Genomic DNA, 20,238 nt, shown 5'->3' with positions numbered 1-20,238 from the left:
TATGATTCAAATTGATAAAAATGATATATATCCATTTTTTCCAATTTGTTCGTATCCACTGTTTGAGGCTGTATTGCTAGCTGATAACAAAATTGATGGATTAGATTATTTATATTTAAATAATTCTTTTTTTTATGAAAAAAATGGTTTAATTGAGAATTTAGATTCTGAATTAAATATTTCATTTGGAATCGATAAAAAATTTCATAAAGAAGTATTTAATTCTGGAGAAAATAATCTATCTGGATATTTACCAGATAGATTACTTAAATTATATGGGGTGAAAATTCTATATAAAGAGCATAATAATTTTAATGATTTTAAGGATTTTATTATCCAACAATTAAATAAAGGTATACCTGTAATTTGTGAATATAACTTAATGTTTACACCAACAAAGGTACAATATGGAAAAAAAAGTGGATTTCATTCTATTTTAATAACCGATTATGATTTTGATAAAGAAGAATTTAACTGTGTCGAAGCTGCTGTAAATCCTTTTTTTAAGATTAAGCTTTCTGATTTAGAACATTGTTTCAAATATCATTTGGACATGAATTCTAATACAAAAACATATGAAGTAGTAAAAATAGAAAATGAGAAATCTGATTTCAAAAAAGTTTTTTTTGATGATCTAAGTACAATTTGTAACGAAAAAAATAATACATTGAATGTATTAAATCTTTTTATTAGTGATTTGTTTTATTATTTGGACAATAAAAAAGATACAAAGGGATTCACAATAAAAGATTTATGTTCTATTTCTCTTGAGAAAAAAACAAGTATTAGATATTTGGAAAAATGCTTACAAGATATTTCATTTTCAGAGTCAGACAAAGAAGAAGTAGAGGAATTAAAAAATAATATTTCAAATTTGGCTGATTTGTGGGTAAATGTTGGTTTTCTTTTAGAAAAAAGCCTTTATATGAAAGAATGGAAATATACAGAAAAACTAAAACAAAAACTAACTGAAATTCAAGAATTGGAATTAGAAAATTATAAAAACTGGAATAAAGTAAAGGAAGTAATGGAATGTTATATTTAGGTGATAATGAATTAAGTGAATTAAATTTAAATTTTGTGGATTCTATTAGTTATATAGAAAAAGGTTTAAAGCTTATTAATGAGAAAGATTTTGCTCAACCTTTAAAGCCTTATTTACGATTTGGAAATCCAAAGAATAGAATTATTGCTATGCCTTCTTATGTTGGAGGTGATATTAATATTTCAGGAATTAAATGGATAGCTAGTTTTCCTGATAATATTAAAAAGAATATTAGAAGAGCTAATAGTGTTGTAGTATTAAATGATACTGAAACAGGCGTTCCAATTTCAATTATTAATTCTCCATATTTAAGTATTTTAAGAACAGCTTCTGTTTCCGGTTCAATCATATCAAATTATAAAAAAAATAGAAACTTATCGAATTTACAAATTGGTATAATGGGATGGGGACCTATCGGAAAAGCGCATTTCGAAATGTTAAAAACTATCTTAGGAGAAAGTGTAACAGAATATCGTGTATTTGATTTACGTGATATGTCTGAAGATCAAGTTATAAAAAATAATAAAAAAATAAAATTAGTTAGTAAGTGGGAAGATGCGTTCTTAAATTCAGATATAGTTTTTACTTGTACTGTATCAGATGCTCCATATATTAATAAAAAACCTAAAAAGGGAGCTTTGTTGATGAATGTTTCATTAAGAGATTACACAGTAGATTTTTATCAGTATTTGGATAATGCAACAATTATTGTAGATGATTGGGACGAAGTATGTAGAGAAAATACTGATATAGAAAACTTTTATAAATATAAGAATCTGACTAAAGATAAAACTATTAGTATTGATGAATATATTCTAAAAAATGAGATTGAAAAAATAGATACAGATAAATTGATAATGTTTAATCCTATGGGAATGGCTGTATTTGATATGTGTATTGGAAGATACATTTATGATACTGCACGGGCTAAAAATATAGGAAAGGATTTATAAGATGGATTTAATAGAAGAAAAAGTAAGAAAGATTATTTCAGAAAATGGTGATTTGAATATCGATTTAGAGACAGTCGATCTAGAGACGGATTTAACCCAGTTTGGTTTAAATTCATTTGGTTTTACAAAAATTCTTATTTTTATTGAAGAAGAATTTAAGATTCATATTGATGAATACATTATTAAAGATTTTGATTCGATTGTTTCGATCAAAAATTTTATTGAATTAATAAAAAATGCTTAAAGGAAAGGATTGGTTATGTTAATTAATACATATAATGAAAGAATAGGAAATACACAGTTAGTAAGGATAAATAGTTTTCAGAATAAAAATATTAATGTTTATGCAAAACTAGAGGGAAGTAATCCATCTGGAAGCATAAAGGATCGTTCTGCCGCGTATGTTATAGAAAAATTATTGAAAGAAAAAATAATTAAACCAGATACTACAATAGTTGAATCATCATCAGGAAATTTTGGTATTGCTTTAGCAAGTTATTTAAAAAATAAAAATATGAATTTCGTTTGTGTTATTGATCCTAAAACAACGGAATGTAATTATAAGATATTATCTAAACTATGTAAGAATATAATTGTAGCAGATAAAATGGATGAATGTGGTGGCTATTTATTAGAAAGAATTAAAATTGTAAAAGAATATGTTGCAACGCATGAAAATTCATATTGGATTAATCAATATACTAACGTTTACATGAAGGATGCATATTATCATACTGTTGCAGAAGAAATTGTTCATGAACTTAATAAAATTGATTATGCTTTTATTGCAGTAAGTTCTGGAGGAACAATTTCTGGTATATCTACTAGATTAAAAGATGAAAATCCAAATATTAAAATAATTGCGGTAGATGTTGAGGGCTCTATTATTTTTGGTCAGAAACCTAAAAAAAGAAATATCCCAGGTATCGGTTCGAGTCAGGTTCCTGATATCTTAAAATATGCAAAAATAGATGAAGTAGTAATAGTAAATGAAAAGGAATCAATTGAGTGTTGCAATAAATTAATTGAAGAAGACTTAATTCTTGCAGGTGGCTCTTCTGGCTCGTTATATGCTGCAATCAAAAAATATTTTGCAGGAAAAGAATTTGATAAACCAATAAATGTTGTTACTGTTTTCCCAGATAAGGGTGATCGTTATATGGGAATTATCTATTAGGTGGTTTTATGAAAAATATTAATAGATTTTTCAAAATCTATGTAAAATTATTTACTAGTAACTTAATGCAACAAATGGAGTATAAAGCAGATTTTATATTGCGAGGTACTTTTGAATTAACAATAGTACTTAGTAACTATTTGTTTTTCCTTGTAATATATCAAAATGTTGAAACCATTGGTGGATGGACAAAAGAACAATCAATCATATTAGTGCTAATTTCAGCTTTATTGGATTGTGTAATAACATTGTTGTTTGTCGGAGGATTGTATCAACTACCATCACTGATAAATGAAGGAAAATTAGATCATATTATATTAAAACCAATAAATAATAGATTATTAATTTCATTATCAAATTCAACTGTATCACAGTTACCGAATTTTATTATTGAAATCATTCTTCTAATATTTTGTATCATCCATTATAAAATACCCATTACATTTAAAGGAATTATCTATAGTGTAATTGTTTTTGTAAATGCTGTTATTATTCTTTATAGTATTTTCTTTTCTATCATGTGTATTTCATTCTGGTCTATTAAAATTGATGTTGGTATGAAAATATTTTTTCAGTTATATAATATAGGAAATAAACCAATTTCTGTATATCCGTTAATTGTTCAAAAAATATTTACATACATTATTCCATTGGCTGTTGCATTTAACTTTCCTGTATTAGCAATTACAAATTCAATATCCTTAAAAAAGGTTGTTTTATCTTTCATAATAATGGTTATATTTTATCAAATTTCAAACTTGATTTTTAAATTTGGATTACGAAAATATGTAAGTGCGTCAAGTTAATAAATCTAGGAGTTATATATGAAAAATGTAATAAATATAAAAAATTTAAGCATGATATATGAGTATTATGAGAAAGAAAAAGGAATTAAAGGATCTTTAAAAAATTTCTTTTTACGTAAAAAATTACATAAAACAGCATTGAATAATATCAGTTTGGATATCGAAGAAGGCTCCATAACTGGTTATGTTGGATTAAATGGAGCAGGTAAAACCACAACAATGAAAATTTTATCTGGTATTTTGAATCCAACAAAAGGAAGTGTTTCTGTTCTTGGTTATAATCCATATGATAAGAAATCAGAATTTTTGAAACAAATTGGAATTGTTATGGGAAATAAAAGTCAATTGATGTGGGATTTACCTGCAATCGACTCAATTGAATTAAACAAGTCTATATATGAAGTTTCCGATGAAGATTATGATGCTTTATTTGCTGAAATGGTAGAAACTTTACATGTAAGTGAATTGTTACATATACAAGTTAGACGATTATCGTTGGGTGAACGAATGAAAATGGAATTAATAGCTTCATTAATTCATAGGCCAAAAGTAGTTTTTCTTGATGAACCAACAATTGGACTTGATATTATTTCACAAAATAATATTCGCGATTTCTTGAAATTATATAATAAGAAATATGGAGCAACAATAATTATTACTAGTCATAATTTTGATGATATTAGTGAAGTATGTAACAAGTTAATAATTATTGAGCATGGCAATTTAGTATTTAACGGATTTTTAAATGAATTCTACGAAAAATATCGGACAGATAAAATTTTCTCTATTAGAATGAATCATTCAGATATCAATTTTTTAAGTCTTTTGAAAAAGAAGCTTGGAAATGATTGTATAACTTATGATGAAAATAATAATGATTATAAGATTTTGATTGAAAATGAAAGTTTATTATCTGTTATTAAAGTACTAATGGAAGACTATATGAATGAAATTCAAGATATAAATATAACTAATCGTGAATTAAAAGATATTGTATGTGATTTATTAGAGGAGAATGCATAAAATGAAGATAGAATTAGATTTACATAAACCATTTATAAATGTATTTCCTATTTATGGAGATATATTTGCAATAACACCAATGAATAGAGATATGAAAATATGGATGTGTAATTATCTTACACAGATTAATTACTTAAAATCCAATAATATTATTTTCTTTAAAACGTATAAAAGTATTATAGATGAATGTCCATTGATAAAACATGAGGAAATAAAGCAGGAAGCTTTTGGAGAAAACAATTGTGATTTCGTAGATAAAATGAAGGAGTATTTGAATAAGGGAAAATATATCTTTTTGTATATAAATAGCTTTTATAATCCAAAACATCCATTCTATAAAAATTATAATTTTGTCCATGAAATATTTTTATATGGATATGACGATGAGACACAAAGTTTTTTATGTGCTGATAATTTACAGAGAAAATATCAAAAGTTTATTTGTTCATATGAAGAAATAAAAGATGGTTATAATACTTTGGATCATCCGAATATTGGTGGTACAGAATATTACACAAATGTACATTTACTAACTCCAGTAAATAAAGAACTTAATCTTGCATTAGATAAAAATGAAATTTTGACACAATTTTTTGAATATAAAAATAGCATAAAGCGAGATATGTTTGAAATTTTTATTCCAACTAAATTTGAAAGTGGATTCGTAATTCATGATATAATTTTGAAGTATTTAATAAATGATGTTGCTTCTGGAAAAGACGATGATGTTCGGGCATTGCAGGGATTATATGAACAAAAAGTTCTTATGAAAGCAAGATTTGAATTATTAGCACAAGAATGTAATACTGATTTATTAAATCAGTATATTGAACTATATGATTATATTATTAGTGAATACCAGGTTATTCGTAATAGAGTAATACGTTTTTCAATTACAAAGAATCAAGAATTAATGGATCAGATAATAGAGCAGATGACAAATGTTATTACTGTTGAAAAGAATAAACTAGATGAAATTTATAAAACATTAGAAGAAGTTTTTAATAAATAATTATGGTCTATTTCTTTTCAGATCTGGATAAAATTTCTGATACATATTTAATAAACTATGAAAAGTATGTATCAGAAATAAGAAGAAAATACTCAAAAAAATATAAATTTCAAATTGATAGAAAATTATCAATTATAGTTTTTATATTACTTCGTGTCGGATTATTCAGGGAATTTGGTATAAGGAATAAAATAGAAGTTTATAAACATGAAAATGGTAAACCTTATCTCGATGGTTTTCCAAACTTATTTATAAGTTTTTCCCATTGTAAGAATGCTGTCGCCTGTGGAATTAGTACGTCAAATATTGGTGTTGATGTACAGGAATATGTAAATTTTGATGAATCTGTAGCAGAGCGTTTTTTTTGCAGTGATGAAATAAAACAAATTAGCATGGATTCAAATGGTTTTACAAAATTATGGACACTTAAAGAAAGTTTTTGTAAATATAAAGGGACAGGACTTTCTGCGAAGATAAGAGATGTAAATATATTTGACTTTAATTTTTCCATGAATACCTTGTTTTATAAATCTTTTGTTCTTTCTGTTATTTCAAATACAAAAGAAAAAGTAGTGTATATCGATATGGAAGAAATTAATTCAATAATATCTGATTTGGATGCTTATGAATATACATAATATTCATAAGCGTCAGGTGGTTTCTTTAAAGATTATGGTTTGCTTTGTATAGATCCTGGATAAAGATATCATTACAATAAATTCTTACATAGGTTTCAATGCCCTTAAGCCATTTACAAAATACAATTTGTTGGAACAGGAACTAAGATTGGTTTATAAGTGAGTCTATTAATTCCGGTTCATAAATTAATTCGTAGCCGGAATAAATAGTTAGAAAACCAGTGCGGTCGCCCACTTCAAGAACTTTATAAATTTTACTGAGTTTATTGCGAAGGGCTCCCTCACTGCCATGAATTTTCTGTGCAATTTCCTTATATTTTACGTTATCAAGAACCTGCTGCAAAAGATACATATCGCTGCGGTCGAGTCCTTTAAATGCTGCTAAATTTAAGACTTTATCTTTTGTAGCCTGTTTTGTTCCTTTTTGCATTGCATATTCTGTAAAAAAGAAAAGAGCAATAAGAGTGACAAATGAAATGGCTATTTTTGTAATCATATGTTCGATAAAATCATCATCAAAAAGAACAGGAAGTATTAAGCTGATAATATAAATTGCAGTAAAGAAAGAGATTTTTAATTTTGTTTTTTTTGAGAAGAAACCTCGTACTGCAAATGTTGCAATACTTAGCGTATACATAGGTATTCCCATATAAGGAGATTGGACATTACTTATGAGATTATCTATAGAAATAAATAAGGCAATCACTCCAAGTAGAATAAATCTTTGAGGTTTAAAAATCAAAAAAATAAAAATACCTATAAAAATCAGATTATTTACTATTATGCTAATAAACTTGAAAAACTGTAGTTTTGATAAAACTGTATAATCTGAATAATTAACAATAATATCAAAAATACGCATTCCTGTTCGTGCAGTTAAAAGGGTTGCAGCTACGATTGAAAAAATTGAGACGGCTTTAATGAATTTTTTCGAGTATATAATTGTCATTGTTATTACCAGTAACCACCACCAATCGATGGTAAGATAATAATAAAAGGATTAAAATCAACAAAAACCTTTTTACTTAGCATGTTTTTAAGACTCTTATAATTCCAGTTTCCTGAAACAAAAGGGTTATAATTACCATGCGCTGCATCAAATTTTTCTGATTTATGATACCCTTCAATCATTATATAGGCCAGAGTATTCATTCCACATTCGATTATTTTCTTGTCACCGCCACGGAAATGAGAAATAGGTTCTAGTCGCTCAAATAAATCGCAGTCATCTAAAGGATTGCATGCATAATATTTCTGGAATCCCTTAATCTCATTCATGTACAAAGAAAGATGTGCAATAGCGGTAACTTCAGGGCGGTAACATCCTGCTACAAAAGGTATAGCAGCGATAATTTTTGCTGTAGTGCTATTAGAAAACTTATCTGTTTCTTCATCTGTAAGGCGGTAAATTGTCTGGATTTCAGAAACGAAATAATCCCATTCAGGAACTTCAAGTTCCTCGCATTTAATTGCCAGATTTGTCATTTTTTTGCTCCTAACTTTTTAGTTTGCATTAATTATACTATGACATCTGTCATTTTTAAAGAAGAATTTTTAAATATTTTTTATGACATTATAAGTAAATAAAGGAAACTGAACTCGGTCGTCATATTTTAATCGAAAAATCGATGACATATGTCATAAATTACAAAAAAAAACTATGACATATGTCATAAATCAGCTTTTCGCTTATTTACATCTGAAAAATCTGTGTTATCGTTATTATTAATAATAAAAATAAATTTAAAAAAGAAATTATTTATTAACTAGGTCTAGCTAAAAACATTTCATCATAATAAATAATTCACGTAATGGAGTAATTCAATGTCTTGTGAATATAACGAGGTAATGGAATTAACATATAAATATGGCTTTAGCTCAGGAAAAAAGTGTTATTTAGAGGATGTAATTCAATTATCAAGATGTTGTCTTTTAGAACCAGAATGGCATATAGGTTACAATGATTTAATATGCAAACAAGATATTGTTGAATATATTCATGAATTACCATTATTAAGTTTTCCTAGAGAAACATTAATTTCAGGTCACCCTATCTGTAATAATTCTAAATGTATGTTAGTAGATAATAATAAAATACATACTATTATTGTTGGGCTTTCTCTCGCGTGTAATTTAAAATGTTACAATTGCTGGTATGACGGGTGTCACTATGATTCACAGAAGAAGAAAGACTTGTATTTTCATGTTTTATATGGTTTAAAAGGCCATAACCTTAATAAAATAGTATTAACTAACAAAGGTGAACCATTTTTTTATTTAAAAGAAACACTAAATTATCTAAGTTCTCTTTCAATTAATGATACCAAAGAAATTGAAGCAGTAACTAATGGAAATTGTTTAAATAAAGAAAGTATCAATTTATTAAAATCTATTTCAAAAGAAAAGGGAATAAAGTTTTCTTTTGTGTTTTCTATGGATGCTGTTACGGAAGATACTTATAGGAAGACAAGAATAGGAGGGGATTTTAATAAAGTATTGACAAATTTAAGTTTGTGTGTTGATGCATTTTCTCCAGAAAACATATTAGTTTCTTTTACTTGTAAAAGAACTAACAAGAATGAGATTTCATTGGTACGAAGTTTTTATGAACAGAATTTTGGTTTAAATACACAAATTAGTTTTGATAGTTATGAACCAGAATTACAGCAAGAGATTAAGGATATATATTTTATTGAATCTTAATTTTTTAGAATAAAAAAGTTATTGAAGGTTAGAAAGAATGAAGAATGCGATGGACAGTGTAATTTCTCGACCTGAAAAAATAGAGTTACCTGTTAATTATAATCCTGCTATCAGGTCGTATGCTCATCATGGGTATTTTAATTGTATAGAAACATCTTCTGAAAAAAAAGCAAATGTAGATGAAGCTGTCGCTTTGCTTTATGTAAATAACTTTGCGGAACAAAATTATACAATTAAAAATAGTCAACTTCAATTCAAAAGAGAATTAAATAACCTGATCTTTTATGCCAATAAGTGGAATACTGAAATGAATTCCATATTCTTTAGAAAGATTAATTCAAATATGGATGAAGTAGAGATAAAAATTGATTATTTTTTGTATTCTAGCCCTTATGCGACTATTAAATTATTTATTTCTGAGTTATCAGAAGATTATTTGGAGAACTATAATGAAAATCTAGGGGGGCTTGATTTAGGCCCATCTTTAGGGTATTTCGCGAAGGATGGAATATACACATCACTTCAACAATATCAAGCAGATAATATATATAATCCACATAATAAGGCAGCTATATTAAAAATAGTTTTAAGAAATAATTCTCTATTTGGATATATAGAAAGTGATAATTATTCTTCAAGTGAATTTTTGATTGAGAAACTAAATGAAGAAAAGTCATATAAAACTATCGGTTTTGCCGTTTGTCTTGGTAATAATGTTTATTATGAAAATTTATTCTTGAATTATATAAATCTCGAATTTTATGAATATGGAAAGGCAAGATTGGATTTTATATATTTTCCAATTAAAAATTTTGCAGTGGTTGCCTCTGATTATTTTATCGATGTAACAATAATAGGTGAAAAAGAAATAGCAGAATTAGGCTTAACAACTTTAGATTATATAAAAGTTGAACTTTCATTAAGAAGATATATATTAATGCTTATAAATGACAATATTTCTTGTCAAAAAAATGATGATAATGGTTCTTATTTTCATGAAGATTTAATATATGGCGTAGATGAAGATAATCAGATTTTATTACTTTTATATTATGATCATGGAGTAATAAAAAAAGGAAGTATATCATTTAAAGATTTTAATTCAAAAAGAAATCAGATAAAAAATCGTGCTTTAAGCATTTTAAATTACAATCCTGGATATGAAACAATACGTTTTACTAAAGAAAAAATTAAAAAGAAATTTGAAGAATATTTATATCCTGAAGAAAATATAGAATATCATTCGCGATATGACTTTTTACATTCCAAAAAGGGAATTAATTGTATTGAATTTTTAGCAAAAAAAGAAAATATACAATATTTAATTCGTGATATCAGAATATCTCATGTCTTATATGAACGAGCGGTTATTAACAGAGATAGAATAGAATATTTATTTGTACGCAAAGAAATTAATGAAGAAGTTTATTCTACTCTAATAAAACTTTGTGAAGAAGAAGTTACAAAAACTTGTATTCTTAGAAATTCAATTTTAAAGATGAAAATGTATAAGCTGTTTGATGAAGCTAGAATAGAAAGTTATATAAAAGAGTTATTTGTGCTAAATAAAGAGCTTTCATTAAAAATTATAAATTTATTAAGTCAAAATTAAGGGGGTTTGATAATGAGTGTTGAACACAAAGGTTGGGATTGGACGGATGTAACATCTGATTCCTGGAATCTAATTTCTGAAGAATTTTTACCAGTAGCAATCAATTGGTGTCAGAAGTTCAAGTCTATCTTAGATTTAGGAACAGGAAAAGGACGTCATGCTTTTTTCTTTGCTAAAAATGGACTGTCATCATCTGCAATTGATCTCTCTGAATCTGGCATTGAATATGTAAAACAAACTGCTAAAGAACTTGGGCTAGAGGTAAATGCTAAAGTAGCAGATATGATAAGCATTCCATTTGAAGATGAAAGTTTTGATGGAATAATTTGTTTTCATACAATTTATCATACCGATTTTAATGGAATGAAAAAAGTATTATCAGAAATTTATAGACTATTGAAAGATGGGGGAGAAGCATATTTAACTTTTAATTCAAAAGAAAATCCAAATTTTGATAAAGATAAATCAATTGATGGATATACAATGATTAGTAGTGAAGGGTTTGAAAAAGGAATTCCGCATGCATATGTAGATGAGAAAGATATTTGGGAATTAACTTATCCATTCAAGATTATTTCAATGAATAAAATTCAACATTTTATTCGTAATGGAAATCCTGCAAAAGGGATACATTATTTTGTTCATATTAAGAAAGAAAAATAAATATATAAATAAGGAGTAAAAAAAGTGAATCACGTAGATGCTGGATGGGGAATTGTTTCGGCTTGTAATATGAGCTGTAAGTTTTGTTATAGTGCTGATGTTCGTAATGAAATCAGAAATAAGGATGTCGGTATTAAAGATTGGAAGTTGTTCGTAGATAGAAACTATGAACAATTGGATTCAATCAATTATGGTACTGGTGAAAATTCATTGTTGAGTGATTGGTATGATTTTGTTGAATACGTTGCAAAGAATTATCCACATATAAAACAAGCAATTACGACAAATGGTACTCTTTATAAGAAGATGATGGAAAATTCACGTTTTGAAAAAATTGTGAATGATGGAATTGCCGAAATAGATGTTTCCTTAGATTATTGCATTGCTGAAAAGCATGACGAGTTGCGAGGTCTAAAAGGTGCTTTCGATAATGCAAAAAACATGCTTAATTATTGTAAGGATAAACCTATAGAAGCTACATTGGTTTTTATTGGAATAAATGATGTTCTGAAAATTGAAAATCTTGAAGGTATATTTGATATTGCTGCAGAGGCTGATTGTAAATTAAGAACAAATATTTTCCGACCAATGAATATCAAAGATGAAAGGATTCGTTCTTTTGTTGCTAAATACGATACTTTACTTAACGCATTAAAATGGATTGATGAGAATCATCAGATTTTATATTTAGGAGATCCGTTATTCTCAAGTATTTTAACAAATAGAGAAGCCGTAAGTGATCCGTCAGGATTAAAGAGTATACGTATTCTTTCAAATGGAGATATTACTCCTTCGACTTATTTGATTACAAAAGAATTCCGTCAGAGAAACATAAAAGATGCTTTACTAAAAGATATTGATTCTGATGAAATGGGAATGGATTTCCAAATTCCAGAGAAATGCAAAGCTTGCAAAAATGCAGCCAAGTGTAGAGGCGGTGTAATGGATCGAAGGTATCTTTGGTATCAGACATTTAATGAACCAGATCCTTATTGTCCATTTAGATCTGAAAATTATTATCCAGATTTTTCAGTAAGGATAAATCCTAACAATTTGGAATTTAATTCTGTGCATAAAGATTATCTTCCAACACTTTTCTTTAAAGCTTAGTTGAGGGGTTTATGCAAAGTTACGATAGTATTTGTTGTTTTCGAAATCGACATAATGATGGATATCGAATACTACTAGAAATCACAGATTGTTGTAATCAGCATTGTATATTTTGTCATGCAAAAGACAGAAAGACAATGTCGATAGCTTCAATTTCAAAAATCATAAATAATTTACGAGATATTAAAATTCATGATGTAATATTAACAGGAGGAGAACCTCTGTTACATAGGAACATTTTTGAAATTTTAGAATGGTTTAAAACTAAACATATAGATTGTGATTTATGTAGTAATGGAACACTTATTGACGAACAAAAAGCAAAAACTCTAGCGAATTATTTATCTGAAATTTCGATTTCTTTAGATACTGTGAATCCTGAAGTTTATGATTATCTAAGAGGAACAAAGAATGGTTTAGAAAAAGCTATTTCTGGAATAATTCATTGCAAAAATAGTGGCCTAGAAGTTCATTTAACTACAGTTTTAACTAAAAGTAATTTTTCTGAAATAGAAGAGATAATAAATAAAGCCGAAGAGCTTGGTGTTCATTCAATAAGTTTTTTAGCAGTAATTGTCGATGTTGCAAAAGATAAGGTGGAGACAGAGAAAATAGCTTTATCAGATTTTGAAAAAGACAAAGTTATGGAAATAATAAATCGCCATCGTAATCAAGGTATGATTATTAATACAAAGCGAATATGTGCTTGTAATGAAGAATACTGCAGGGCTGGTCAAAATATTTTAGGTATAACAAGTGAGGGCAAGGTTCTTGGTTGTATTATGCATAGAGATAAAAGTTTTGATATAAATGAACAGCTGCTTACTAAGGAAATGCTGATAGAATTACAAAAAAATAATACAAAATGTTAGGAGATTATTCATGAGCCGTGGTAAGTTAATAGTTCTTTGTGGTATTGATGGTTCAGGGAAAACATCAGTAATCAATGAATTAGTAAAGAAAGATAAAATCTATACTGATTATATACAAATGAAACATCCTCCAAAAGCATGGTATGAAAACCAGCGGATTGCAGCTGCATATTTAGATCAACCAGGGGAGAAGATTTCAGATGCTGAAGAACTAATCATAACTCATGATTTACGCAAGGAAGAAGAAAAAAAAGAGATAATTCCACTTCTTCGTAATAATAAAAATATAATTTTTCACAGATATATTTTTTCTCTATATGCCTACCATATAGGAAAAGAAAATTATTCATTGGATTATTTATCAAAATTTTATGCTGACATCTTATTACCAGATAAGGTTATTTATCTGAAAATAAGTATTGATGAATTTTATAGAAGATTTCAAAAAAAAGAGCAATTATCATATCAGAAAGAAAAAAAATATGTTGAAAACGTTATGAATTGCTATGAAACTCTCGCAGGATTATATAACTGGTCTATTATTGATACAGAAAAAAATGATTTAAATGAAGTTGTAAGGTTGGTTCAGAAGGAAATAGAGCAAATTGTTCCAACAGAAGATTTTTATAATCTTGGAAAAGAATTATATAAGGAATGATTATGAACCAATTTATTTATGATATTGAAAATAAACCAGAAACAAAATTTTGTGTGGGAAATAAAGCCTATAATTTATTTCTTATTAAAGATAAAGTAAATGTGCCTCCATTTATTGTTCTAAAATCAGATTTTTTTCTCGATATTCTCGAACTTCCGGAAAATATAACTTTATATAAGAATTTGAAAACAATATGGGATAATAAACTTAGTATAAGTAATAGAATAGAAGAATTAAAAGAATATATATATAAAATATGTATTCCAAAATGTTATTTAGAGGAAATTGAGAAGACTTTAAAAAACTTTAACATGAGTGGACCTTTTGCTGTAAGGTCATCTTCAATATATGAAGATATGAATAATAAAAGTGCTCCAGGAATATATGAAAGCTATCTTGATGTAAATATAGAAGATTTAGAAAAATATTTAAAAAGATGTTGGGCTTCGAATTTCAGTTTAAAAACATTATTTTATTTTGGTAATCAGTATAAATCGTTTGATGACATTAAAATGGGAATTATTATTCAAGAGATGAAATATGCTGATTATGCAGGAATAATGTTTACGGCAAATCCGATAGATGGAAAAGAAGAAATAGTTGTAGAAATGACATCTAGAACTTCTGAACAATTAACAGATGGAGATGAAACTGGTTTACATTTTGTTGTTAATATAAATGATGGAACTTGTTCGTTGGATGACAATGCAGTAAAAAAAATATGTAAATTATTTATAGATGTTAGAAATCAACTTGTTCCAGTTTTAAACAATCAATTAGATTTAGAATGGTGTATTAGTGATAATGAAATATTCATTATTCAAGTTAGACCTATTACAACTATTAAGAAAGACATAGTTAAAAATAACGAAGATCCCAAAATTTGTTCAATTTCAAATCTTGATGAGATAAATAAAAGCAATAGTGCACTTAACAGAAAAATGACCAGGTGGTGTGGTAAAAAGCAACATTTTTATAGGAGTTGCGATAATTGTAATGTGAACCATTTGGCATGGTATTTTATCGAAAATTATGATGCTAGATTTGAAAAAAAATTGAGAACTTGTTTAGAAGAATTTCATGGCGAATATGTTACATTTGCCATAAATGAGACTCTTATTGATGTAGTTGAGAAGAAAGAAAATGCATTAAAATTTATAGAAAATTTCTTTCAAAATAAAGGCACAGTTATTTCGATAAGAGATATTCCTCTTAATGAGATTTCAGTTATAAGTAGATATCTTGAAAATGATACTATTTATATAGAAGCTATTGATGGAATAATGAAAGGTCTTAAAACCGGAGAATTGATGGGGGCCAAATATAAAGTCGATGGTAACGGTAAATTCATTTATAAAAATGATTACCATGAAAGCTTAAAATACAAAATAGAATTTCCTAGCGGAAAAACATATTTAGTTAAAAACGATAATACATCATTCTCAAAATATGAGGAATTATTTATTCAAATTGCTACTAAAACACGTAGTTTATATAAAGATTCCCAAAAAGGTTCCATTGAATGGTGGGTATGCAATAATGAAGTATACGCAGCAGACATAAGTCTAGAAAAAGATGATATGAGTTATTTAGATTGTTCTGAAAGCGAATCGATGATTATTTCTGAAGGAATAATAGATGGAAGCCTTTATGTAATTCCAGAGTCAATTGTTGAAGAAATTAATAACTATTCTTTTGGAGTTGGTATAAGTGTTGATTTTATAGATTCAGACATAATGAATGAAAATATATATAAATCTTTACAAACTACTATAGCAGATATTGCAAAGTCTCAACCTGTAATTATTGCAATAAAAAAACCATATCTAGGTATTGCCCCAATATTGAAAAATGTGTCTGGAGTGATTTTTGAGGATGCGTCAATGTTATGTCATTTATCTGTAATGCTTCGCGAAAAAAATATTCCAGCAGTTGCGGTCGGAAAAAGTTTTTCTAAACTAAAATCAAATGAGAAAATATATATGAATTTAGAAGGTGTAAAAAAATGTTAATGTTATTGTCAGAAAGCAAAAGATATTTAAATTATTTTGAAAAAGCTTCTGGATTAGAATTAAATAGAGTTTGTGAAAAAACTCCATATGGTGATATTTCATTAGCTAAAAATGATAAAATAATTTTTATTGAAAATTTAGGGCTTGTTCCTTTTGGAATTCCATATTTGATAGAGAAATATTCTGTAAAATGTCTAGGTATGGTTTCTAAAGTGGGAGGAATTAATCCTCTCTTGAATGTTGGAGATATTCTTGTCATAGATGATTATATTGATAATACGACTTGTAGACCAAAGAGTTATATTGAAAAAACAAGATCGAATATAAAAATTCGATATGATATGACTAAACCGTTCTGTCAAAATTGGAAAAAAAAGGTTTTAGAAGATTTATATAAGAGCGAATATTATAAGAAAGTAAATATATTTAATAATGGAACATACATATGTACAGATGGACCTGGATTTGAAAGTTCGGCTGAAATAGATTTTTTCTGGAATAATCATGCGGATGTTGTTGGACATTGGATATCTCCATTTGTGTATTATGCTAGAGAGTTAAATGTTTGCTTTTTATCAATTGGAGTTGTAAGCAATGTTTATTATAAGGATTCTTGCGATATGCTCAATTCAGAAGAAAATAATAAACTCTTTGGAAAACTGTATAAAACCTTATTAGACAATTGTCAGGAGGACTGTAATTGTCAGAAGAGTCATATCATTGAATATGAAGAGTATGATTAATATGGCTAAAGATATATTGATAAAAAACGGAACTTTATTTTCTATAGACTCTAAAAGAAAACTTTATAATGCAGATATTTTGATTCACGAGAATAAAATTCAATTAATTCAGAAAGAAATATCTTATCATAGAGATTCAGAAGATTTGAGAATTATAGATGCAAGTAATCATATTGTAATGCCATCGTTTTATAATTTACATGTACATCTGGGTGAAACAATATTTCGAACTAAATGTGATGGTATGAATTTATGGGAATATCTTAATGTAAGTCATAATACTTATGAAAACTCTCTGTGGAAAGAAAAAGAATCTGATATTCATAGATTATCTAGTTTGATAACTGTATATGAATGTATGCGTAATGGAACAGGATTTATAGTTGGTAATCGAGGATGGAAGGAATTATATCAGTCTGGATTAAGTGCTATATGTCTTTTTCCTGTGGTAAACATCAGCAAACTAAAAAATTATTACAATAATATAGAAGAATTTTATAAGATTAGCGAATTATATAAAAATACAAATGTTTCAGTTTCAATTTTTTTACAAAGTTTATATCTTTGTGATGCAGAACGCCTTAGTGAAATTAAAACAATTATGAATTCGAATCCAGAGATCAAACTCTTTGTTCACGTTGCTGAAACAAAAAAAGAAATCGAATTGATTGAGAATAAGTATTCGAATACACCAATTAAGATGCTTGATAAATTTGGATTATTGGGTAGAAATACATTTTGTATACACTCTATTTATTTAACTGATAGTGATATAAAACTTCTCAAAGAGAAAAATACAAAAGTCGTTCTTTGTCCAGTATCTAATTTAAAACTTAATGATGGATTTCCTCAAATAAAGAAACTGATAGAAAATGAAATTCCTATTGTAGTGGGGACAGATGGATTTGCTACGAATAATTCGGCAAATCTTCTTGAAGAATTAAAGCTATTGGCATTAATGGAACACGGTTCAATTAATCCAGAATGTCTTCTAAAGATGATTATTAATAATCCGGCAGAGTGTGTTTATGTTAAACAAAATGAGGGGCAGCTTTTGGTTGGTAATATGGCAAATATAAGTATTTTTAAGGCTGAAAACTATATGTATCCTGATTATAGCTCGCTTATTAGTAATCTAATATATGCAAATTCTGAATTTCAGTGTGATTATTTAATCAGTAATGGAAATATTGTATTTGAAAATAATAATCCAAGTTTTTTTGATAAAAATCAGTTATTTGATGAATACAATTCTCTAACAAAAATTTTATTTGATGTTAAATCAGGAGGTATAGAATGAACGTGAAAAAGATTATACCTCTTTTATATATTGTTTGTTGTTTGGCTATTGCATTTACACCAAATATTCATAAAGAAAGGAATATAAAAGATAATGAATTGGAATTTGAAATTCCAGAAACAGAACTAGAATATGCTGATGACGAGGAACTTGAGAAATATGAAGAAGAACTTGAAAATATGAGTTCGGATATTCCAAATGAGCATGATGGTATTACATCATTAATAATAATGAAAGATGGAAAGGTGTATTCAGAATCTTATTATAATGGTAATGACCAGAGTTCATTATTTGAAATTCATTCTTGTACAAAAACTGTTATAGCTTTATGTACTGGGATTGCAATAGATGAGGGATTTATAAAGAGCGAAAAAGTTCCTTTTATTGATTTATTTAATAATTTAGAGCTTACACATATTTCAGAAGGATTTGATAAAATTAGTGTCGAAAATATGCTTACTATGAGTTCTGGTATAAACTGGGAACAATATTCAAATTCATTTCTGGTAAAAATCAAAATTATAAAAAATGGTCTGGATTATGGATTAAATGTAATTCCAAGTGCTAGAATTTTATTTGAACCTGGAACTTATTTTTCTTATGACTCTAATGAAAGTCGGTCGCTTATGGCAATGGTTGCATATTCTTCCGGATTATCTGATATCGATTTTGTAAAAAAATATGTTTTTGATAAATTAGAAATATACGATTTTATGTGGCCATATAATGATTCTGGACTTCTTCCAGGAAGTAAAGATTTATATTTGTGCTCAAGGGATTTAGCTAAACTTGGTCAATTGATATTAGATAAAGGCTCTTATAAAGGAAAGCAGGTAGTATCAGAGCAATGGATAGAAAAAATGCTTTCTCCTATAGTATTTGATATTCCATGTGAAGATATTATTCCAAAAGATAATCTTAATTATTCATATTTTCTGTGGAATACAGAATACAACAATCATAATATTAGTTTTGCTTATGGAAGAGGTGGCCAATATATTTTTATTGTGCCAGATATGAATTTATGTGTTGTAACTTCCGCAATTGATAAAGTTCGAACAGATAGTTTTAGAGAGATTATCTATCAAGTAATTGATATTTTTGATGGAGGGGCCTGTGAATAAGTATGTGAAATATATAGAAATGGGATATTCAGATGCTCTTTATTATAGAACTAGTAACATTCTAACTTTCTTATCTACTTTTTTTACAGATTATATTAAAGTTGCTGTCTGGTATAGTGCAGTTGCTTTTGCAGCAAATCGACTTAATCCAAGAATGGTAAATGATACTTTACTTTATATGATTTTGTCAGCTGCATTATCTGCTATATATAGAACAGCTCCGACAACAACTTTGTCAGATGCCTATTTAAATGGTTCACTGATACATAGGATGATATATCCTGTATCAATACTCTTTAGTAATTATTGCGAAATGTTAGGAAAAGCAATATCTCGTTTTGTTGTTAATATAATTCCTACCCTTTTAATACTGTCTTGGGATTATAGGCCAATATGGAATATAAATCTTGCTCGATTACCAATAGTTCTTATAAATATTGTTATAGGTTTATATTTTAATTTTCTAATTTTTTCTCTTATCGATGTTTTATGTTTTTGGATTAAGCAAACTGCAGTTTTACAAAAATTTAGAGAAATAATTTTTAAGTTCTTTTCAGGGGCTTTATTACCTCTATGGTTTTTTACTGGCAGACTTTCTGTATTATCAGATTACTTACCTTTTTCAAAAATGCTCTATACCCCTGTTTCATATTTGATGGGGTTAACGATAAAAGACGTGTATTTTTTTGAGCTTTGGATTCTGATCCTTTATTGTATTGCAGGTTCATTTGTACTTTTATTACTTTGGAAGAAGGGAATAAAAAGAGTTGAATCTTTTGGAGGTTAA

At 27.4% G+C, this 20,238-nt stretch carries 21 protein-coding genes; 19 read left to right on the top strand and 2 right to left on the bottom strand.

All coding sequences use genetic code 11. The features are described 5' to 3' along the window. The first annotated feature begins 1 nt into the window (after position 1). Genes AABJ44_RS13780 through AABJ44_RS13745 form a run of 8 tightly spaced genes read left to right on the top strand, consistent with a single transcriptional unit; the run spans position 2 to position 6,654 of the window. A complete protein-coding gene (locus AABJ44_RS13780; protein WP_338369618.1) occupies positions 2–1,045 on the top strand; it encodes a cysteine peptidase family C39 domain-containing protein in 1,044 nt (347 codons plus the stop codon). Beyond that, positions 1,033–1,998, top strand: coding sequence for a hypothetical protein (locus tag AABJ44_RS13775; RefSeq protein WP_338369617.1), 966 nt, complete (start codon positions 1,033–1,035; stop codon positions 1,996–1,998). Before AABJ44_RS13780 ends, AABJ44_RS13775 begins: the two co-directional genes overlap by 13 nt. Position 1,999: 1 nt before the next feature. Then, positions 2,000–2,242, top strand: coding sequence for a phosphopantetheine-binding protein (locus tag AABJ44_RS13770; protein ID WP_338369616.1), 243 nt, complete (start codon positions 2,000–2,002; stop codon positions 2,240–2,242). A gap of 15 nt (positions 2,243–2,257) precedes the next feature. Beyond that, positions 2,258–3,175, top strand: coding sequence for a 2,3-diaminopropionate biosynthesis protein SbnA (gene sbnA, locus AABJ44_RS13765; RefSeq protein WP_338369615.1), 918 nt, complete (start codon positions 2,258–2,260; stop codon positions 3,173–3,175). An 8-nt stretch (positions 3,176–3,183) separates the two neighbouring features. Then, positions 3,184–3,981: an ABC transporter permease gene (locus AABJ44_RS13760; RefSeq protein ID WP_338369614.1), complete on the top strand. Its 798-nt coding sequence runs from the start codon at positions 3,184–3,186 to the stop codon at positions 3,979–3,981. Between the two features lie 18 nt (positions 3,982–3,999). Continuing rightward, on the top strand, positions 4,000–5,004 hold the full coding sequence (locus tag AABJ44_RS13755) for an ABC transporter ATP-binding protein (RefSeq protein WP_338369613.1): 1,005 nt from the start codon (positions 4,000–4,002) through the stop codon (positions 5,002–5,004). 1 nt (position 5,005) lies between these two features. After that, on the top strand, positions 5,006–6,016 hold the full coding sequence (locus tag AABJ44_RS13750) for a hypothetical protein (RefSeq protein ID WP_338369612.1): 1,011 nt from the start codon (positions 5,006–5,008) through the stop codon (positions 6,014–6,016). A 2-nt stretch (positions 6,017–6,018) separates the two neighbouring features. Further along, entirely contained in the window at positions 6,019–6,654 is a 636-nt protein-coding gene (locus AABJ44_RS13745; RefSeq protein ID WP_338369611.1) for a 4'-phosphopantetheinyl transferase family protein, read from the top strand. Between the two features lie 142 nt (positions 6,655–6,796). Here the strand turns inward: AABJ44_RS13745 and AABJ44_RS13740 are convergent, their stop codons facing one another. After that, positions 6,797–7,291, bottom strand: a complete 495-nt coding sequence (locus AABJ44_RS13740) for a hypothetical protein (protein WP_338369610.1) — start codon at positions 7,289–7,291, stop codon at positions 6,797–6,799. Between the two features lie 317 nt (positions 7,292–7,608). Next, positions 7,609–8,139, bottom strand: coding sequence for a hypothetical protein (locus AABJ44_RS13735; RefSeq protein ID WP_338369609.1), 531 nt, complete (start codon positions 8,137–8,139; stop codon positions 7,609–7,611). Between the two features lie 363 nt (positions 8,140–8,502). Here AABJ44_RS13735 and AABJ44_RS13730 point away from each other — a divergent pair, with 363 nt between their 5' ends. From AABJ44_RS13730 to AABJ44_RS13680, 11 genes are read left to right on the top strand one after another with little or no spacing between them, the layout of a single operon-like run. Then, entirely contained in the window at positions 8,503–9,357 is an 855-nt protein-coding gene (locus tag AABJ44_RS13730) for a radical SAM protein (protein ID WP_338369608.1), read from the top strand. A gap of 49 nt (positions 9,358–9,406) precedes the next feature. Beyond that, on the top strand, positions 9,407–10,969 hold the full coding sequence (locus AABJ44_RS13725) for a hypothetical protein (RefSeq protein ID WP_338369607.1): 1,563 nt from the start codon (positions 9,407–9,409) through the stop codon (positions 10,967–10,969). A 12-nt stretch (positions 10,970–10,981) separates the two neighbouring features. After that, a complete protein-coding gene (locus AABJ44_RS13720; protein WP_338369606.1) occupies positions 10,982–11,632 on the top strand; it encodes a class I SAM-dependent methyltransferase in 651 nt (216 codons plus the stop codon). Positions 11,633–11,656: 24 nt separating this feature from the next. Beyond that, positions 11,657–12,742: a radical SAM protein gene (locus AABJ44_RS13715; RefSeq protein ID WP_338369605.1), complete on the top strand. Its 1,086-nt coding sequence runs from the start codon at positions 11,657–11,659 to the stop codon at positions 12,740–12,742. 11 nt (positions 12,743–12,753) lie between these two features. Next, positions 12,754–13,614: a radical SAM protein gene (locus tag AABJ44_RS13710; RefSeq protein WP_338369604.1), complete on the top strand. Its 861-nt coding sequence runs from the start codon at positions 12,754–12,756 to the stop codon at positions 13,612–13,614. 10 nt (positions 13,615–13,624) lie between these two features. After that, positions 13,625–14,272 carry a dTMP kinase gene (gene tmk / locus AABJ44_RS13705; RefSeq protein WP_338369603.1) on the top strand — a complete coding sequence of 216 codons (648 nt, stop codon included), beginning with the start codon at positions 13,625–13,627 and terminating at the stop codon, positions 14,270–14,272. Positions 14,273–14,274: 2 nt separating this feature from the next. Continuing rightward, entirely contained in the window at positions 14,275–16,284 is a 2,010-nt protein-coding gene (locus tag AABJ44_RS13700) for a PEP/pyruvate-binding domain-containing protein (protein ID WP_338369602.1), read from the top strand. After that, complete coding sequence (locus AABJ44_RS13695) at positions 16,278–17,027, top strand: phosphorylase family protein (RefSeq protein WP_338369601.1); 750 nt, start codon at positions 16,278–16,280, stop codon at positions 17,025–17,027. Before AABJ44_RS13700 ends, AABJ44_RS13695 begins: the two co-directional genes overlap by 7 nt. 1 nt (position 17,028) lies before the next feature. Continuing rightward, on the top strand, positions 17,029–18,327 hold the full coding sequence (locus AABJ44_RS13690; RefSeq protein WP_338369600.1) for an amidohydrolase family protein: 1,299 nt from the start codon (positions 17,029–17,031) through the stop codon (positions 18,325–18,327). After that, on the top strand, positions 18,324–19,451 hold the full coding sequence (locus AABJ44_RS13685) for a serine hydrolase domain-containing protein (protein ID WP_338369599.1): 1,128 nt from the start codon (positions 18,324–18,326) through the stop codon (positions 19,449–19,451). Before AABJ44_RS13690 ends, AABJ44_RS13685 begins: the two co-directional genes overlap by 4 nt. Beyond that, a complete protein-coding gene (locus AABJ44_RS13680; RefSeq protein ID WP_338369598.1) occupies positions 19,444–20,238 on the top strand; it encodes an ABC transporter permease in 795 nt (264 codons plus the stop codon). Before AABJ44_RS13685 ends, AABJ44_RS13680 begins: the two co-directional genes overlap by 8 nt.

It is taken from the genome of Treponema bryantii, from assembly GCF_036492245.1.
GTDB classification, from domain to species: Bacteria; Spirochaetota; Spirochaetia; order Treponematales; family Treponemataceae; genus Treponema_D; species Treponema_D bryantii_C.
The sequence above is the reverse complement of the archived record's forward strand: the minus strand, read 5'-3'. Positions and strand labels throughout refer to the sequence as shown.